General features: G+C 60.5%; 13 protein-coding genes and 2 pseudogenes. 9 read left to right on the top strand and 6 right to left on the bottom strand.

Annotated features, from left to right (window positions below):
- Positions 1–165: 165 nt before the first annotated feature.
- Together IMCC21224_RS06330 and IMCC21224_RS06335 are read right to left on the bottom strand one after the other, a co-directional pair.
- On the bottom strand, positions 166–2940 hold the full coding sequence (locus tag IMCC21224_RS06330) for a calcium-binding protein (protein WP_047994631.1): 2775 nt from the start codon (positions 2938–2940) through the stop codon (positions 166–168).
- A 352-nt stretch (positions 2941–3292) separates the two neighbouring features.
- On the bottom strand, positions 3293–3838 hold the full coding sequence (locus IMCC21224_RS06335; RefSeq protein ID WP_047994632.1) for a YaeQ family protein: 546 nt from the start codon (positions 3836–3838) through the stop codon (positions 3293–3295).
- 333 nt (positions 3839–4171) lie between these two features.
- On the opposite strand from IMCC21224_RS06335, the pseudogene IMCC21224_RS06340 reads away from it, so the two are divergent.
- A pseudogene (locus IMCC21224_RS06340) lies at positions 4172–4624 on the top strand (IS1595 family transposase); the annotation flags it as partial.
- Positions 4625–5010: 386 nt separating this feature from the next.
- On the opposite strand, the pseudogene IMCC21224_RS28815 reads toward IMCC21224_RS06340, so the two are convergent.
- Positions 5011–5442: pseudogene (locus IMCC21224_RS28815) on the bottom strand (ATP-binding protein); the annotation flags it as partial.
- Between the two features lie 237 nt (positions 5443–5679).
- Positions 5680–6549: a branched-chain amino acid aminotransferase gene (locus IMCC21224_RS06350; RefSeq protein WP_047994633.1), complete on the bottom strand. Its 870-nt coding sequence runs from the start codon at positions 6547–6549 to the stop codon at positions 5680–5682.
- A gap of 161 nt (positions 6550–6710) precedes the next feature.
- On the opposite strand from IMCC21224_RS06350, the gene IMCC21224_RS06355 reads away from it, so the two are divergent.
- The 7 genes from IMCC21224_RS06355 to IMCC21224_RS06385 all read left to right on the top strand — a co-directional run bounded on the left by IMCC21224_RS06355 (position 6711) and on the right by IMCC21224_RS06385 (position 12965).
- Positions 6711–7223 (top strand): MarR family winged helix-turn-helix transcriptional regulator, encoded by a 513-nt coding sequence (locus IMCC21224_RS06355; RefSeq protein WP_047994634.1) that lies wholly within the window; start codon positions 6711–6713, stop codon positions 7221–7223.
- On the top strand, positions 7220–7921 hold the full coding sequence (locus IMCC21224_RS06360) for a response regulator (RefSeq protein WP_047994635.1): 702 nt from the start codon (positions 7220–7222) through the stop codon (positions 7919–7921). The genes IMCC21224_RS06355 and IMCC21224_RS06360 overlap by 4 nt, the downstream gene beginning before the upstream one ends.
- Before the next feature lie 84 nt (positions 7922–8005).
- Positions 8006–8929 carry a histone deacetylase family protein gene (locus IMCC21224_RS06365; protein ID WP_047994636.1) on the top strand — a complete coding sequence of 308 codons (924 nt, stop codon included), beginning with the start codon at positions 8006–8008 and terminating at the stop codon, positions 8927–8929.
- A complete protein-coding gene (locus tag IMCC21224_RS06370) occupies positions 8926–9168 on the top strand; it encodes an exodeoxyribonuclease VII small subunit (protein ID WP_047994637.1) in 243 nt (80 codons plus the stop codon). Before IMCC21224_RS06365 ends, IMCC21224_RS06370 begins: the two co-directional genes overlap by 4 nt.
- A gap of 1 nt (position 9169) precedes the next feature.
- Positions 9170–10036 (top strand): polyprenyl synthetase family protein, encoded by an 867-nt coding sequence (locus tag IMCC21224_RS06375; protein ID WP_047994638.1) that lies wholly within the window; start codon positions 9170–9172, stop codon positions 10034–10036.
- A gap of 81 nt (positions 10037–10117) precedes the next feature.
- Positions 10118–12043, top strand: coding sequence for a 1-deoxy-D-xylulose-5-phosphate synthase (gene dxs, locus IMCC21224_RS06380; protein ID WP_047994639.1), 1926 nt, complete (start codon positions 10118–10120; stop codon positions 12041–12043).
- 4 nt (positions 12044–12047) lie between these two features.
- Complete coding sequence (locus tag IMCC21224_RS06385; RefSeq protein ID WP_047994640.1) at positions 12048–12965, top strand: restriction endonuclease; 918 nt, start codon at positions 12048–12050, stop codon at positions 12963–12965.
- A 7-nt stretch (positions 12966–12972) separates the two neighbouring features.
- Here the strand turns inward: IMCC21224_RS06385 and IMCC21224_RS06390 are convergent, their stop codons facing one another.
- The gene (locus IMCC21224_RS06390) at positions 12973–13605 is read right to left on the bottom strand and encodes an exopolysaccharide biosynthesis protein (RefSeq protein ID WP_053078910.1); all 633 of its coding nucleotides are present in this window, start codon (positions 13603–13605) and stop codon (positions 12973–12975) included.
- Positions 13606–13608: 3 nt separating this feature from the next.
- Entirely contained in the window at positions 13609–14469 is an 861-nt protein-coding gene (locus IMCC21224_RS06395) for an SDR family oxidoreductase (RefSeq protein WP_047994641.1), read from the bottom strand.
- 349 nt (positions 14470–14818) lie between these two features.
- On the opposite strand from IMCC21224_RS06395, the gene IMCC21224_RS06400 reads away from it, so the two are divergent.
- A complete protein-coding gene (locus tag IMCC21224_RS06400) occupies positions 14819–15304 on the top strand; it encodes a transglycosylase SLT domain-containing protein (RefSeq protein ID WP_082135147.1) in 486 nt (161 codons plus the stop codon).
- Positions 15305–15313: the final 9 nt, after the last annotated feature.

Consider the following 15313-nt stretch of genomic DNA (forward strand, 5'->3'; position numbering starts at 1 on the left):
GTCGCCTCAATTTCCGTAATCCCGGACAATACACATACAGACGGCAACTGAGAAATTTGTCAGGCATCCTTTCTGAACTTATAGGTTCTCGTTGCGAAATGTCCGGGTCTTGAGGTTGGGAACAGTCCCGATCACCACGCAGCATTGATCAATACGCCCGATGCGTCAAAAGGCGAAATCGCTTGCTTCCAGGTCGTCCTCTGAGAAGATGAGCACGTTTTGGGTCTCGTCGCCAATGTCAAAGCTCAGGCTTGCGTGCCCATCCTCTTGCATCAGCGCAGCCATCAAGTCCTCACCACTGGCAAATGCCGCTGTGGCGGTAAGGTCAATCTGATCCGCATCCCCGTTCGCCCCAAAATCGCTGATCGTCACGGATCCTGCAACGTCCTGCAACGCAAAGACATCGTCGCCAGCGCCGCCGTGCAGGGTATCATCGCCGCCGCCACCCGTCAGAGTGTCATCGCCGCCGCCGCCGGAAAGCAGGTTGTCTCCGGTGTTGCCGGTCAGGCTGTCATCACCCGTCCCACCGAGGACGTTTTCGATTTCGGCGTAATTATTGCCATACTGGTCGGTGCCGGTCTCCAGGTTCACCTCGTAGTCGAGGTCGCTGGCGTCCGAGTTGGCAATATCTGCGGTGTCCGTCCCGGTCCCGTCGGCCGTACCCGCGCTGTCTTCGACCCAGACCGAGCCGTCCTGAGTGATGCTGACGTCGGAAATCTCGCCGATGAGAGGGGTGAGATCGGGGTTGGACGAGGCCCCAAGCGTGTTCGACAGGCGCGGCACATCCGCAGGCACCACACCATCGCCTTCGCCGACCTGAACGCCGTCCTTTTCTATATACATAAATCCGGTCTCGTCGACGCCGACGGTCCAGGTGGCGGTCTCGCCCTCGACCAGCGCATCCTCGGCCACGATCAGAGAGGTGGCGCCGTCATGCACGATCTCGAACAGGACGGCGGTGCTGGGGCCGAGCTGGCCAAAGGTGATGCTGTCCTCACCCGCGCCGCCGAATTCAAAGACCCTCTGGCTGCCGCCCGCGCCGATGTCGTCGAAACGCACCGTGGCCTCGAATTCGAAAGCGCCGTCGATCTGCGGCAGTTCGGCCGTGGGTCCGGCGGGGACGGTCGGTTCGGTTGGGTCGACAGGATCCACGGGGTCGACAGGGTCAATCGGATCGGCGGGGTCGTCAGGATCAGTTGGATCGGCGGGGTCAACTGTTGTGCTGCCCCCGTCCTCGACCCAGACCGAGCCGTCCTGAGTGATGCTGACGTCGGAAATCTCGCCGATGAGAGGGGTGAGATCGGGGTTGGACGAGGCCCCAAGCGTGTTCGACAGGCGCGGCACATCCGCAGGCACCACACCATCGCCTTCGCCGACCTGAACGCCGTCCTTTTCGATGTACATAAATCCGGTCTCGTCGACGCCGACGGTCCAGGTGGCCGTCTCGCCCTCGACCAGCGCATCCTCGGCCACGATCAGAGAGGTGGCGCCGTCTTGCACGATCTCGAACAGGACGGCTGTGCTGGGGCCAAGCTGGCCAAAGGTGATGCTGTCCTCACCCGCGCCGCCGAATTCAAAGACCCTCTGGCTGCCGCCCGCGCCGATGTCGTCGAAACGCACCGTGGCCTCGAATTCGAAAGCGCCGTCGATCTGCGGCAGTTCGGCCGTGGGTCCGGCGGGGTCGGTCGGGTCGACAGAATCCACGGGGTCGACAGGGTCAATCGGATCGGCGGGGTCGTCAGACGCTCCCTCTGCCAAAGGAATACCCAAGGCCGCCAATTGCGCCGGGGACTGAACCTGCGCGGCAGACACACCGGCCAGAACAAGCGAGACTGCCCCCGGAAAGGTCAGCACCGCATCGCCAGTGCCATCGCCCTGCGTGTCAGACACCGTGATATCAGAGGTGTCGATCAGGTTGTCATCTTCATCCCGGATGTCGGTGACATCAAGCAGATCGTTGCTTGCAAAGACACCGCCGCCAAGATCCGTCGGGGCGAAAAATCCGTGCACCACGTCCGCGCCGCCCTGAGCGCCCAATACGACTGTATCGACACCAGCCCCAAGCAGGATGTTTTCGATTTCGTCAAATTCCAGCGTGCTGAGGCCATCGCTCACCGTTCCGACTTCGGGATAGAGGCTGGTCAGGTCAACGCGCAACGCGTCGGTGACCGCCGACAGATCCAGCGTGTCACCGTTGGTTTCCGCGACACCTTCCGCGTCAACAGTATCGTTGCCAAAGCCGTTTTCGATGTGGAACGTGTCATCACCATAGCCGCCCCAGAGATAATCATCTCCCGCACCGCCATAAAGCGCATCGTTGTCGTAAGAGCCGCGCATCCAGTCATTGCCGTCGCCGCCATAGATCGTGTCATCACCCTCGTTTCCTTCGAGGTGATCATCACCGTCGCCGCCACTGACGTAATCGTTGCCGTATTCGCCATAGATCGAGTCGTTGCCAGCACCACCCTCGATGCTGTCCCCGTCTTCGTTGCCGAAGAGACTGTCGTCGCCTTCGTCGCCAAGGATTGTATCCGCGCCGTATCCGCCACGCATCGTATCCGCGCCCTGACCGCCGGTCAGAACGTCGTCGCCTTCATTCCCCAACAGGCTGTCGTCCCCGGAATTTCCGTCCAAGTTGTCTGCACCCGCATCGCCGGTCAGGGTGTCACCGCCCTCAGATCCGGTGACAAACCGGAACGCGCTCCAACCCGTCTGCCCGCCCAGATAAGCGTCGCGTCCACCACCCGCATTGCCTGCGCCGATGCGCAGCGCCGCGGTCCCGTCGGACAAAAACAGATCCTGGCTGTTTGCGTCAAAGCTGACGTCGAATCTGTCGGTCAGTGCAGTGAAATCAAGAGTGTCCTCGCCGGCGGTGGCGGTGACTCCGTTCCAGAAACCTGGATTGTTCCAGTTGGAAGGAGTTACGTGATAATTCGCCATGATACGGTCACTCGCTATTATATGTCCTGAGCGCGCGACTTTGCGTCAGTTGAACCGGTGGAAAGTCGCGTGATTAGCGTCCGAGTGATGGTCGAAATGTGTCTAAAATGAGGCAAACCTTTTTTTTGGCGCATTTCGGCCATAGTTGTCGCCGCAGACAAAACCGTCTTGTGGTCTGGATGGGATTGTCGCTGTTTCGTGTCGGGTCGGCCAAAGAAGCCACATCAGACGTTGCGAATCGAATTAGCATTCTGTGGTCAGTTCTGGTGCAAGGGGCCACCGCGTAAAAAACACTTAAGCGGGTGGCCATTCTTGAGAATCCCAAACCCTTCTTTGCAACCGGTACCGAGAGTTACGCGGCACCCTTCCATTTTACCGGGGTCACGTAGACAATGCCGTCATCAGCGCTGACCATCACATCGCCATCCTGAATATTGATCTGGATCTTCATCGCGCGGCTTGCCAGTTTGGCCAATGCAGCTGTGTCGGCCTCGGGAAAATTCACCACATGAAGGTTATTAAACCGGGTGGTGCTATTTTTGATCTTGTCCCACCACATCTCGGCGGTTCGGCCGCCATATGGATAGACAACCACCTTGCCAGCCTTGCCACAGGATTGGCGCATCACCTTCTCGCTTGGCAGCCCCAAAGCCACCCAGACATCAAGCTCGCCGCTCAGGCTTTTTTGCCAAATATCCGGTTCATCATCCGTTGACAGCCCCTTGGTCATTTCCAGATGCTCATGGGCATTCAGCGCAAAGGCGACAAGGCGCACCATCAGCCGTTCATTTGTCTCTGACGGGTGCTTGGCCACAGTGAGTTTGTGGGTTTCATAGTAGTGACGATCCATGTCCGAGACCGAGAGTTCAACTTTGTAAATGGTGGCCTGTTGCGCCATAATCTGTCCCAAACCTCTGATGATTGGGATGCCTACTCCGTCCGGCGACTTTTGAAAAGCCGATTGAAAAACCGCAAATTGGAAGCTGCGAGGTATGCCCGGTTGTGGGATCAAACGATGCAAGATGCTTGATCCGCGTCCGCGGCTTTGTTGCACGATTCGGCTGAGGGGATTCATCTTGTGAATCCAGCATGGTAGCTGGGTAGCATGAGCAGTTGGTCACCTACAGCATGCAAAACCACGAGCTGGTCGAGCTATACCACGCACTGAGACAGCGAGGGTCGCTGTCGATCGCTTGACCGGCAGCACATGCTTGTGTTTGGCGCCTTCGGCGGCCAGCCGATCTGCCCTGAGTGCGGCTGTGTTGATCACTACGACCTCAAAACCCGTCAAGTATACAAATGCAAGGGCTGCGCAAAGCAGTTCAGTATCACGTCAGGTACAATCTTTGCCAGCCGCAAGTTGCGGGTTCGCGATATTCTGACGGCAATCGCTATCTTTATAAATGGCGCGAAGGGCTACAGCGCGTTGCAGTTGTCCCGCGATCTCGGCGTTGACTACAAAACAGCCTTCGTTTTGCTGCACAAAGTCCGCGAAAGCATAGAGGCCGCTCGTAACGCTGGCGCTCTGTCCGGCAATGTCGAAGTGGATGGCGCTTATTTTGGTGTCTATGTGAAGCCTGCAAATGAAAAGAAGGACCGCAAGGACCGTCGCAAGAAGGTTCACCAGTCAGGTAAGCGTCAGAGCGTTATCGTGATGCGTGAGCGCGGTGGTCGTACCCTTACCTTTTGTCGACGCGGGTAAAGTTTTGCCAGCGGAATCGGGGTGAGGTTTGCCAATATAGGCACAAAAAAAGACCGCCCCGAAGGGCGACCTGCGTGTCGTCATGATAATTTGAGTTCAGAGAATGTTTCGGCGAAAGACTTTTGCTCTCAGCACATTTCGGTCCATGATTGGCTCAATACCCGCACTGGCCAGCTTCATGGACATAGACTGTCAACGGCAGAGTAAAAGTGGGCCAAAGGGCAGCGCAAAATGTTGCCACTTTGGGGTGGGTATGATTGCCGCATCGGGGTGCGCCAGCATCCGGGCAGCCGCGCTTGTCATATAGCTGGCGGTTGCCCGGAAGCTTTGGCCCGTGAGGGCCAATTACCTGCGATGTTGGTATTGGGTTACGCCTTGCCCTGGCGGGCCTTGCTCTGGCCAAGGCGGTAGCTGTCGCCATTCATCTCAAGGATGTTCACGTGGTGGGTCAGTCGATCCAGGAGAGCGCCGGTGAGGCGTTCTGAGCCGAAGGTTTCGGTCCATTCATCGAACGGCAGGTTGCTGGTGATCAATGTTGCGCCGCGTTCATAGCGTTGCGAGATCAGTTCGAACAGCAACTCGGCGCCGGTCTTGCTGAGCGGCACGAAGCCGAGCTCGTCGAGGCAGGGAGGACGGCGGTAATCCTTTTCCGAAAGTCCCGCGAGGTGGGCAAACAGGGCGGCCTCCGGCAGCGCGGTTCCCGTCTCGCCGACCAGCGAACCACTGCGCGTGGGCAGGTGCGTGAAGCCGCGGAGTGCGCCGTCGCTGTCCAATGTGGCAGAGACCTGCAGATCGCTGCGCGGATGGCCGACTTTGTCACCGCGGTCTCAGGTCGTCGCAGAACCCCAGAAGTCGATGAAGGATTTACACGCGCGCGTCCTCCCACGCTTTCAATGTCACCCTGACTTGAATCTTGGGGCGGTGTTGTTCGCGTTTCGACACTGCCGATCCCCTTGGGCTGAGGATCGGCAGGCTGCATGTCATCGTTTGCGTCTTGGTGCGATTTTCGGCGGCTCGGACTTGGCAGAACCGTAAAGTCAGGCCCGCACCAGCTTTTCGTAGCCGTCCGAAATATCCCGGGTCAGGCTACCGACCTCAAAGTTGTAGGTGCCGATCTGGCCCACTGGCGTGACTTCGGCGGCAGTGCCGGTCAGCCAGCATTGCTCGAATCCTTCCAGCTCTTCGGGCATGATGTGACGCTCATGGATCTTGATCTGGCGTTCTTCGAGCATGCCCAAAACAGTCTGACGCGTCAGACCATTGAGGAAGCAGTCGGGTTTGGGGGTGTGTACCTCGCCGTCCTTGACAAAAAAGATGTTGGCGCCAGTCGCCTCGGCCACATAGCCGCGATAGTCGAACATCATCGCATCGGAACAGCCTTTGGCCTCGGCCTCGTGTTTGGACATGGTGCAGATCATATAGAGGCCAGCCGCCTTGGCATGCGACGGCGCAGTTTCCGGTGAGGGGCGCTTCCATTTTGCAATGTCGAGCTTGGCGCCCTTCATTTTGGCATCACCATAGTAGTTGCCCCATTCCCACGCCGCGATCGCCAGCCGTACCGGATTGCGTTTCGACGCGACGCCCATATCTTCGCCCACACCGCGCCAGGCGACCGCGCGCACATAGGCATCGGTGAATCCGTTGGCGTGCAGGACTTCCTGTTTGGCGGCCTCAATCTCGTCCACCGTCCAGGGGATCTGAAAATCGAGGCAGCCTGCCGAATAGTGCAGCCGTTCGGAATGGGCACGGGATTTGAAAATCTTGCCGTTGTAGGCGCGCTCACCCTCGAAAACCGAGCTGGCGTAATGCATGGCATGGGTCAGAACATGCACATTGGCTTCGCGCCAATCCACCAAAGCGCCATCCATCCAGATCTTTCCGTCACGGTCGTCATATGAACCAGCCATCTTTGGCCTCCATCTACAGGTCTTTGCAAAAGTTGCGCAACTAAGTCCGGATCGGGCATAAAGTTGCGTAAAAACTGCGGCTCGCTACCAGTTCAGACTTGGAATGTCAACAAGGCTGACTTAAAGTGATCAATAATCGGACGATTTGTGAAAGGTATGCCATGGCTGAGGCGCAAGGGGCGCAGACCCATGGGGGCGAATCGCTCCTGTTTCTGACGGACGAACAACTGCGGCAGGGGATCGAGGCGATGTTCTTTGCCTATCGCGGCTTTACGGCGGATCCTGACCGGATTCTGCAGGGCCTGTCCTTTGGCCGGGCGCATCATCGGGCGCTGCATTTTATTCATTGCGCGCCGGGGACGACGGTGAATAACCTGCTGACAATTCTGGGCGTAACCAAGCAATCGCTGAACCGTGTATTGCGCGCACTGATCGAAGAAGGTCTGGTCGAAAGCCGGGTCGGGCGTGTCGACAAACGCGAGCGGCATCTGCACCTGACCGAGGCCGGGCAGGCGCTGGAGCGCGAGTTGTCGGATGCACAGCGGGCGCGGATGCGGGCGGCGTACCGCAACGCTGGGCCCGATGCTGTAGCCGGTTTCAGAAAGGTGTTGGAGGCAATGATGGATACCGAGATGCGGCGCCAGTATCACGGCCTGCGGGAGGGCCGGGGATGAGCGATCCTGATGCCCACCTGCTGATCGTCGACGATGACGAACGTATTCGCGGCTTGTTGCAAAAATTCCTGATCCGTAGCGGGTTTCTGGTAAGTGCCGCGCGCGATGCGGCGCATGCCAGACGCATTCTGGCCGGGCTTGATTTTGATCTGATCGTGCTGGATGTGATGATGCCGGGTGAGGATGGTGTCAGCCTGACACGGGGTATTCGCGAAACCTCGATCACGCCGATTCTGCTGCTCACCGCCAAATCCGAGACCGAGGACCGGATTGCTGGGCTTGAGGCGGGGGCGGATGATTATCTGGCCAAACCGTTCGAGCCAAAGGAATTGCTGCTGCGGATCAACGCGATCCTGCGGCGGATGCCTGACACCAGCGCCAAGGACGCGGCACCTAAACTGCTGACATTGGGGCCGATCCGCTATGACATCGAACGTGGAGAGATGTGGCGCGGCGACGATCTGGTTCGATTGACCGGCACCGAAAACCAGTTGATGCGGATCTTTGCCGCGCAGCCCGGGGCCGCAGTCAGCCGGACCAAGCTGGTCGAGGATCTGGGTCGCGATCGCAGTCAGAGTCAGGAACGCGCGGTCGATGTGCAGATCACTCGTCTGCGTCGCAAGATTGAGGCAGACCCGAAACAGCCGCGGTATCTGCAAACTGTGCGCGGCGAAGGCTACATGCTTGCCCCCGACTGACCAGCCTGTCTGGGGCGTCTATTCTGGTTTTACCTGCCCTAAGCCACGGACCAGGACTCATTTCTGCATCAAGGAACTGACCGAATGACTGCTCTGATCACGCATGCCGATTGTCTGAACCACGTGACGCCAGAGGGGCACCCTGAGCGGGTGGCGCGGCTCGAGCATGTGTTGCATGCGCTTGCGGGGCTGGATTTGAATCGAATATCGGCGCCGCTGGCCACGGATGCCGATGTGTTGCGCATTCATCCGCAACGCTATCTTGATCGGATTGAGGGAGGGGTGCCAATGCAGGGATCGGCACAACTGGACGCAGACACATGGCTGTCCCCCGGTTCGGAACAGGCGGCGCGGCGCGGCGCAGGGGCGGTCTTGAGGGCGGTGGATCTGGTGCTGGGGGGCGAGGAGACAAATGCGTTTTGTGCCATTCGTCCGCCGGGCCATCACGCGGAGTCCGAGACTGCGATGGGGTTTTGCCTGTTCGGCAATGCTGCGCTGGCGGCGAAATATGCGTTGGATCATCATGGGTTGGCACGGGTTGCTGTGGTGGATTTCGACGTACATCACGGCAACGGCACGCAGGATCTGCTGTGGGACGAGCCACGCGCGTTGACGATCACCAGCCAGCAGATGCCGCTATGGCCGGGCTCTGGCGCGCCGTCCGAACGCGGTGCGCATGACAATGTGCTGAATATTGCGCTGCCGCCGGAAAGTGACGGGGCGGTGATGCGCGCCGCCTATGAGGCGCAGGTTCTCCCGCGCCTGCGCGGCTTTGCGCCGGACCTGATTATCCTCTCTGCCGGGTTTGACGCCCATCAAGACGATCCGCTGGCATCGCTGAATTGGAGCACGGACGATTTCCGCTGGCTGACACGCGAACTCTGCACATTGGCGGCGCAATTGTGTGGTGGTCGGCTGGTCTCGACTCTTGAAGGTGGCTATGATCTTGAGGCGCTGAGCGCCTCGGCGCTCGCCCATGTCGAAGAATTGCTGGAGGCGTCTAAATGACCGACACACCCGTCGAAGAAATGAGCTTTGAGCAGGCGATGGCCGAATTGGAGCAGGTCGTTGGTCAGCTTGAGCGGGGCGATGTCGCGCTGGAACAGTCGATCACGCTGTACGAACGTGGCGCGGCGCTGAAAAAGCGGTGCGAGGCCAAGCTCAAAGATGCTGAGGAAAAGGTGGCGGCGATCACGCTGGATACCGAAGGCAATCCCACAGGCACAAAGCCCGTCGAGGGGCTGTAATGTGTTTCAGGACGATCTAGGCCGGGTTGCGTCCGCGATTCAGGCGGGGTTTGACCGGCTCCTTGACGATTTTCCAGACCTGCCGATGGCGCAGGGAATGCGCTATGCAACGCGAGGCGGCAAACGTCTGCGCGGGTTTCTGGTGATCGAGGGGGCGCGCCTGCATGGCGTCGGGCAAGATCGCGCATTATGGCCCGCCATGGCGATTGAGGCGGTGCATGCCTATTCGCTGGTGCATGATGATTTGCCCTGCATGGACGATGACGCGCTGCGACGCGGGTTGCCGACCGTGCATATCAAATGGGACGAAGGCACCGCCGTGTTGGTTGGGGATGCGCTTCAGGCGCTGGGGTTTGAGCTGGCCGCGCATGAAAACGTCGGGCCCGCCGAGGTTCGCGCCAACCTCGCGCTTAGTCTGGCCCGTGCCAGCGGTGCACGGGGCATGGTGCTGGGGCAGGCGCTGGATATTGCGGCCGAAACGACTGGCGTGCCGCTGACGCTGGACCAGATCACCGCGCTTCAGGTCGGCAAAACCGGCGCGCTGTTCTGCTGGGCGGCTGAGGCGGGCGCGCGGCTTGCCGGGGCTGACATCGCGCCGCTGGGGGCGTATGCCAGCGCGCTGGGACTGGCATTCCAGATCACCGACGACATTCTGGATGTTGAGGGCGACGCAGCGACTGTCGGCAAGGCGGTGGGCAAGGATGCGGACGCAGGCAAGGCCACTTTTGTGTCGCTGCTGGGCCTGGACGGGGCAAAACGCCGTGCAACAGAGCTGGTTGAGGAAAGCTGCGCTGCGCTAACTGTGTACGGCGACGCGGCGGAGAACTTGAAGCAGGCGGCCCGGTTCGTTATTGCCCGCCGGAACTGACGCAGCGTTCAGCGTCGCGGCACTGACAGCGATGCCCACGGTGCGGGGGCGATCACAACCGGCCATAAGAAGGAGGCGCGCATGTCGTCCAGACCACAGACCCCGCTGCTCGATACGGTGCATGTGCCCGGCGACCTCAAACCGCTGAGCGATGCGGATCTGCATCGGCTGGCGCAGGAATTGCGCGCCGAGACGATCGCCGCCGTCTCAGAAACCGGTGGCCATCTGGGCGCGGGTCTGGGTGTGGTCGAACTGACCGTCGCGCTGCATGCGGTGTTTGATGCGCCGCGTGACAAGATCATCTGGGACGTCAGCCACCAGTGTTACCCGCACAAGATCCTGACCGGGCGCCGTGATCGGATTCGCACGCTGCGGATGAAGGACGGGTTGTCGGGATTCACCAAACGGTCAGAAAGCCCCTATGACCCGTTCGGTGCGGCACATTCCTCGACCTCGATCTCGGCGGCGCTAGGATTTGCCGTGGCGCGCGATCTGGGCGGAGCGAGCGAAACCGGACATGGCGACGCCATCGCGGTGATCGGCGACGGGGCGATTTCGGCGGGCATGGCCTATGAGGCGATGAACAACGCGGGCCATCTGAAAAAGCGGTTAATCGTGATCCTGAATGACAACGACATGAGCATCGCGCCGCCCGTTGGCGCAATGTCGTCCTATCTATCGCGGCTGTATGCCGAAGCTCCGTTCCACGACCTCAAGGCCGCCGCCAAAGGTGCGGTCAGTCTGTTACCAGAACCGTTCCGGCTGGGCGCACAGCGGGCCAAGGATCTGCTCAAGGGCATGGCCGTTGGCGGCACCTTGTTCGAGGCGCTGGGGTTTTCCTATCTCGGGCCGATCGACGGGCATGATCTGGATCAGCTGTTGCCGGTGCTGCGCACGGTCAAGGCGCGCGCCACGGGCCCGATCCTGATTCATGTGCTGACCCAAAAAGGCAAGGGCTATGCCCCGGCCGAGCAGGCCGTGGACAAGGGCCACGCCACGGCCAAGTTCGATCTGGTCACCGGGGCGCAGAAAAAGGCGCCGTCCAACGCGCCTAGCTATACCTCGGTCTTTGGCAAGACGCTGGTCGATCTGGCGGCGGTGGATCCACGCATTTGTGCCGTGACGGCGGCGATGCCGGATGGCACAGGACTGAACCTGATGGCCGAACGCTTCCCCAGTCGCTGTTTCGACGTGGCGATTGCTGAACAGCATGGTGTCACCTTTGCCGCCGGTCTGGCGGCTGGCGGGATGCGGCCGTTCTGTGCCTTGTATTCGACATTCCTGCAGCGCGGCTATGATCAGATTGTGCATGACGTGGCGATCCAGCGCCTGCCGGTGCGCTTTGCGATTGATCGGGCTGGGCTGGTCGGGGCCGATGGCGCGACCCATGCGGGCAGCTACGACATTGCGTTTCTGGCCAATCTGCCGGGTTTTGTCGTTATGGCAGCGGCAGACGAAGCCGAACTGAAACATATGGTTGCCACGGCTGCGGCGCATGACGACGGCCCTATCGCGTTCCGCTATCCGCGCGGAGAGGGCGAGGGCGTCGAGATGCCCGAACATGGTGTTGCCCTGGAAATCGGCAAAGGCCGGATCGTGCGCAAAGGCGCCCGCGTGGCGATCCTGTCCTACGGTACTCGTCTTGGAGAGGTGCTGCGCGCCTGTGAGGCGCTTGAGGCGCGCGGCATCAGCCCGACGGTTGCGGATGCGCGGTTCGTGAAACCGCTGGACCACGATCTGATCCTGTCGCTGGCCGGTGATCACGAGGCGCTGATCACGATTGAGGAGGGTGCTGTTGGCGGCTTTGGCAGCCACGTCGCCCAGCTTTTGGCCGAAGAGGGCGTGTTCGACGCCGGACTAAAATACCGCTCGATGGTGCTGCCGGATATATTCATCGACCAGGCGAGTCCTGCGGAAATGTACGCCGTCGCGGGCCTGAATGCGGCGGATATCGAGGCAAAGGTGTTGGCGGTTCTGGGCGTGGCTCAGGTGGGGAAAAGGGCGTAGACGTATGGCAATTCCGTCATTACCGGAGTTTTATGTTCCGCTCATGCGTGCTCTGCGCGCCGGGGCGACAAATGCACGCTCGGCTTTGCCGACCTTGCGGGATGACATGCAATTTACCGATGATGAGATGGCTGAAACGATCCCCAGCGGAACCCGGGAACGGGTCTTCGACCGGGCCGATTGGGCGCTTTTCCATCTGATGAAGGGTGGTTTGATTGATCGGCCAAGACGCGGCCACTATGTTCTGTCCTCCGAAGGAGCAGCCTATCTGGCTGCGGGGCACGATGCGCTTTCACGGGCGACTCTGGAAGCGATCCCGCAATACGCCGCCTTCAAGGCTGCGACGCGCGATGCATCGCAACTGGCATCGCCGAAGCCCGCCGGGGTGCAACAGGACACGACGCCGCTTGAGCTGATCGCAACATCGCTTGCCGTGCTTGATGCCGAGACGGCGAGCGAGTTGCGCGCGCTGCTGCTGGAGGTCAGTCCGTCCCGATTCGAGAGAATCATCGTCGATCTGCTGATCGCGATGGGCTATGGCGGGGGTGATCCGGCAATGGGACAGAGCATCGGCAGGTCCGGCGATGGCGGGATCGACGGGGTGATCAACGAGGATGCGCTGGGTTTGGATGCAGTCTACATTCAGGCCAAACGCTACGCGGTCGAGAATAAGGTTGGCCGCCCAGCGTTGCAGGCTTTCGTGGGGTCATTGACGGGCGAGGGCGCAAACAAGGGCGTGTTTGTGACCACATCTGATTTCTCGTCCGAGGCGCGAGCCTATGTTGAACGGGTGCAGCAGCGGATCGTGCTTATCAACGGTGACCGGCTGGCGCGGCTGATGATCCAACACGGTGTTGGTGTGCGGCCACGCCAGACTTATGTGATACGTTCGGTCGACGAAGATTACTTTTCGGATATCTGAGCAAGGCTCAGAACAACCCGTTCCACGCCATGACAACGCCGCAGGCCAGCGCGACAGCGCCCGCGTAGCCGAACAGCAGATATAGTCCGTCGCGTGTCATCAGGCCGATGGTGATCAGGGCCACTATCGTGGCACCGACCGAGGTAAAGAACGGAACCAGCTCTAGAAATGGCCACAGGATCACGGTGACAATCACAGCGACCCAGGCCAATGGCGCGAGCGGTCCGCTGGACAAGATCCGCAGGCGGCGCTTACTGTGGCGGTCGACCCAGGCAGCGGGCGTTTTAAGGAATTTCAGCGCCTGACGCATTCGTTGGGCCGACAGGCTGCGCCGCATGATCACGTCGGGGAGCCATAGATGATCGCGTCCCCAAATGGCCTGAAGGGCGATCAGCGTCAGGATCAGCGCCCCGAGTGTCGGCATCCCTGGAATCCCCGACACCGGTGAGACAAGGATCAGCGCAGGTATCAGGGCCGCGGGGGCAAAGGACCGGTCGCCGATCCGCTTGAGTATGATGCGAACCGATATGCCGCTGGCATCCGTGTCGGGCTGCATTGCGCGCAGCAGATCTGTCAGGGATGCAGGTGGAAGCGCGCCAGACGAGGTGTCAGCGGTTGGCTCAGAGAGTGTATCGGTCACGGTTCAGCTCTTTCCTTCGGCGGTCAGAAGCGCACGTAGCCCGGTTTGGTAATCAGGGTAGAGCAGTTCAAGGCCAAGTTCCGCCTTGGCGCGGTCGTTCGCGACGCGCTTGCTTTCGGCATAAAAACTGCGGGCCATAGGCGAAAGGTCGGCCTTATCAAAGTGAATCTCGGGCGGGGTCGGCATATTCAGCAATTCGGCGGCAAAGGCGATTACGTCCTGAGGCGGAGCCGGGTCATCGTCGCACAGGTTGTAGACCGCACCGGGATTGGGACTAATGATCGAAAGCTCGAGCGCCTGCGCGATATCGTCGACATGGATGCGGCTGAACACCTGACCGGGTTTGATGATGCGCCGCGCGGTGCCGGCCCGCACTTTGGCAAACGGACCGCGACCGGGGCCGTAAATCCCGGCCAGACGGAATACATGCAGCGGCAGGCCGGTGATCGCGCCCCATTCTGCCTCGGCCTCGACGCGTTTGATGCCGCGCTCGGTGGTTGGGGTCAGCGGTGTTGTCTCATCGACCCAGGCACCATGATGGTCGCCGTAGACGCCCGTGGTCGACAGATAGCCGACCCAATAAAGATCGCGTGCGCGCTGTGTGATCTGTTCAGTCAGCATTCGCAGACTCGGGTCGCCGCGCTCATCCGGGCCAGCCGAGACCAGCACATGCGTAGCCTGCGACAAGGCCGCCTCCAGCGCCGTTTGATCCCAGAGCACCGGCTCGATCCCCATAGCTGCCAGTGCGTCGGCGGCATCCGGGGTGCGGGTTGTGCCCAGAATTCGCCAGCCCTGTGGCAGGAGGCGTCTGGCCAGCGCGCGGGCGGTATATCCGTGGCCGAGTGAGAGCAGGGTCTGAGTCATGCGCTTTAGATGCGGTGTTGGGCCGCTATTTGCAAGCGCAGGGTAGGGTTCTGTTCCAAAGCGGCCGGGTGTAGCCGCGTCTTTAGTGGAGTCAAAGGTCGGCGTTGGCCGGCGAACTGACGGCTCTGAATTGGTGGCGGCATTGCCTGAAATGGACGCAACCGGCACGAAATCCGGCGCCCTGTGGATGTATTGTTGCGGAGTCGCCGCATCTGAAATCCGCGGGTATCTGGGCGGATCTGCGTCATACAAGGCTGGCGATGGGCAAGGAATCGCCGGTTCCGGCCCGGGGGACTGGTGCGAATCATAGGCCTGTGTAGGAAGGCAGGGCGAAATATTCGGAGTTATCATGCGTTCCTTGACCCGCCGCGCCGCAATGGGTGCGATCCTGATGACGTTGGCAGCATGCGCCGGCGGCAACGCCCCCGAGATTTCGACCCGCGCCGCACCGCTTGAGCCGCCGCTCTATCCCAACGAGACGCGGGAATTGCGTGCGCTGATCAACAAATATGCGGATATTTATCATGTGCCGCGCCCTCTGGTGCATCGTGTGGTCGTGCGAGAAAGCACCCATCGCCCGGGCGCCCGCAACGGTCCTTATTACGGTCTGATGCAAATTCTGCCCGCAACTGCGCGCGGCATGGGATTTAAGGGGCCGGATTCGGCGTTGCTGGATGCCGAAACCAACCTGAAATACGCGGTGAAATATCTGCGCGGGGCCTGGATGTTGTCCGACGGGGATCATGGCACTGCGGTGATGTGGTACGCCCGTGGCTATTATTACGAAGCCAAGCGGCGCGGAATGCTGGTCGCCACCGGGTTGCGCAAGGCCTGAACCGGATTC

The sequence above is a fragment of the Puniceibacterium sp. IMCC21224 genome, assembly GCF_001038505.1.
Lineage (GTDB): Bacteria > Pseudomonadota > Alphaproteobacteria > Rhodobacterales > Rhodobacteraceae > Puniceibacterium.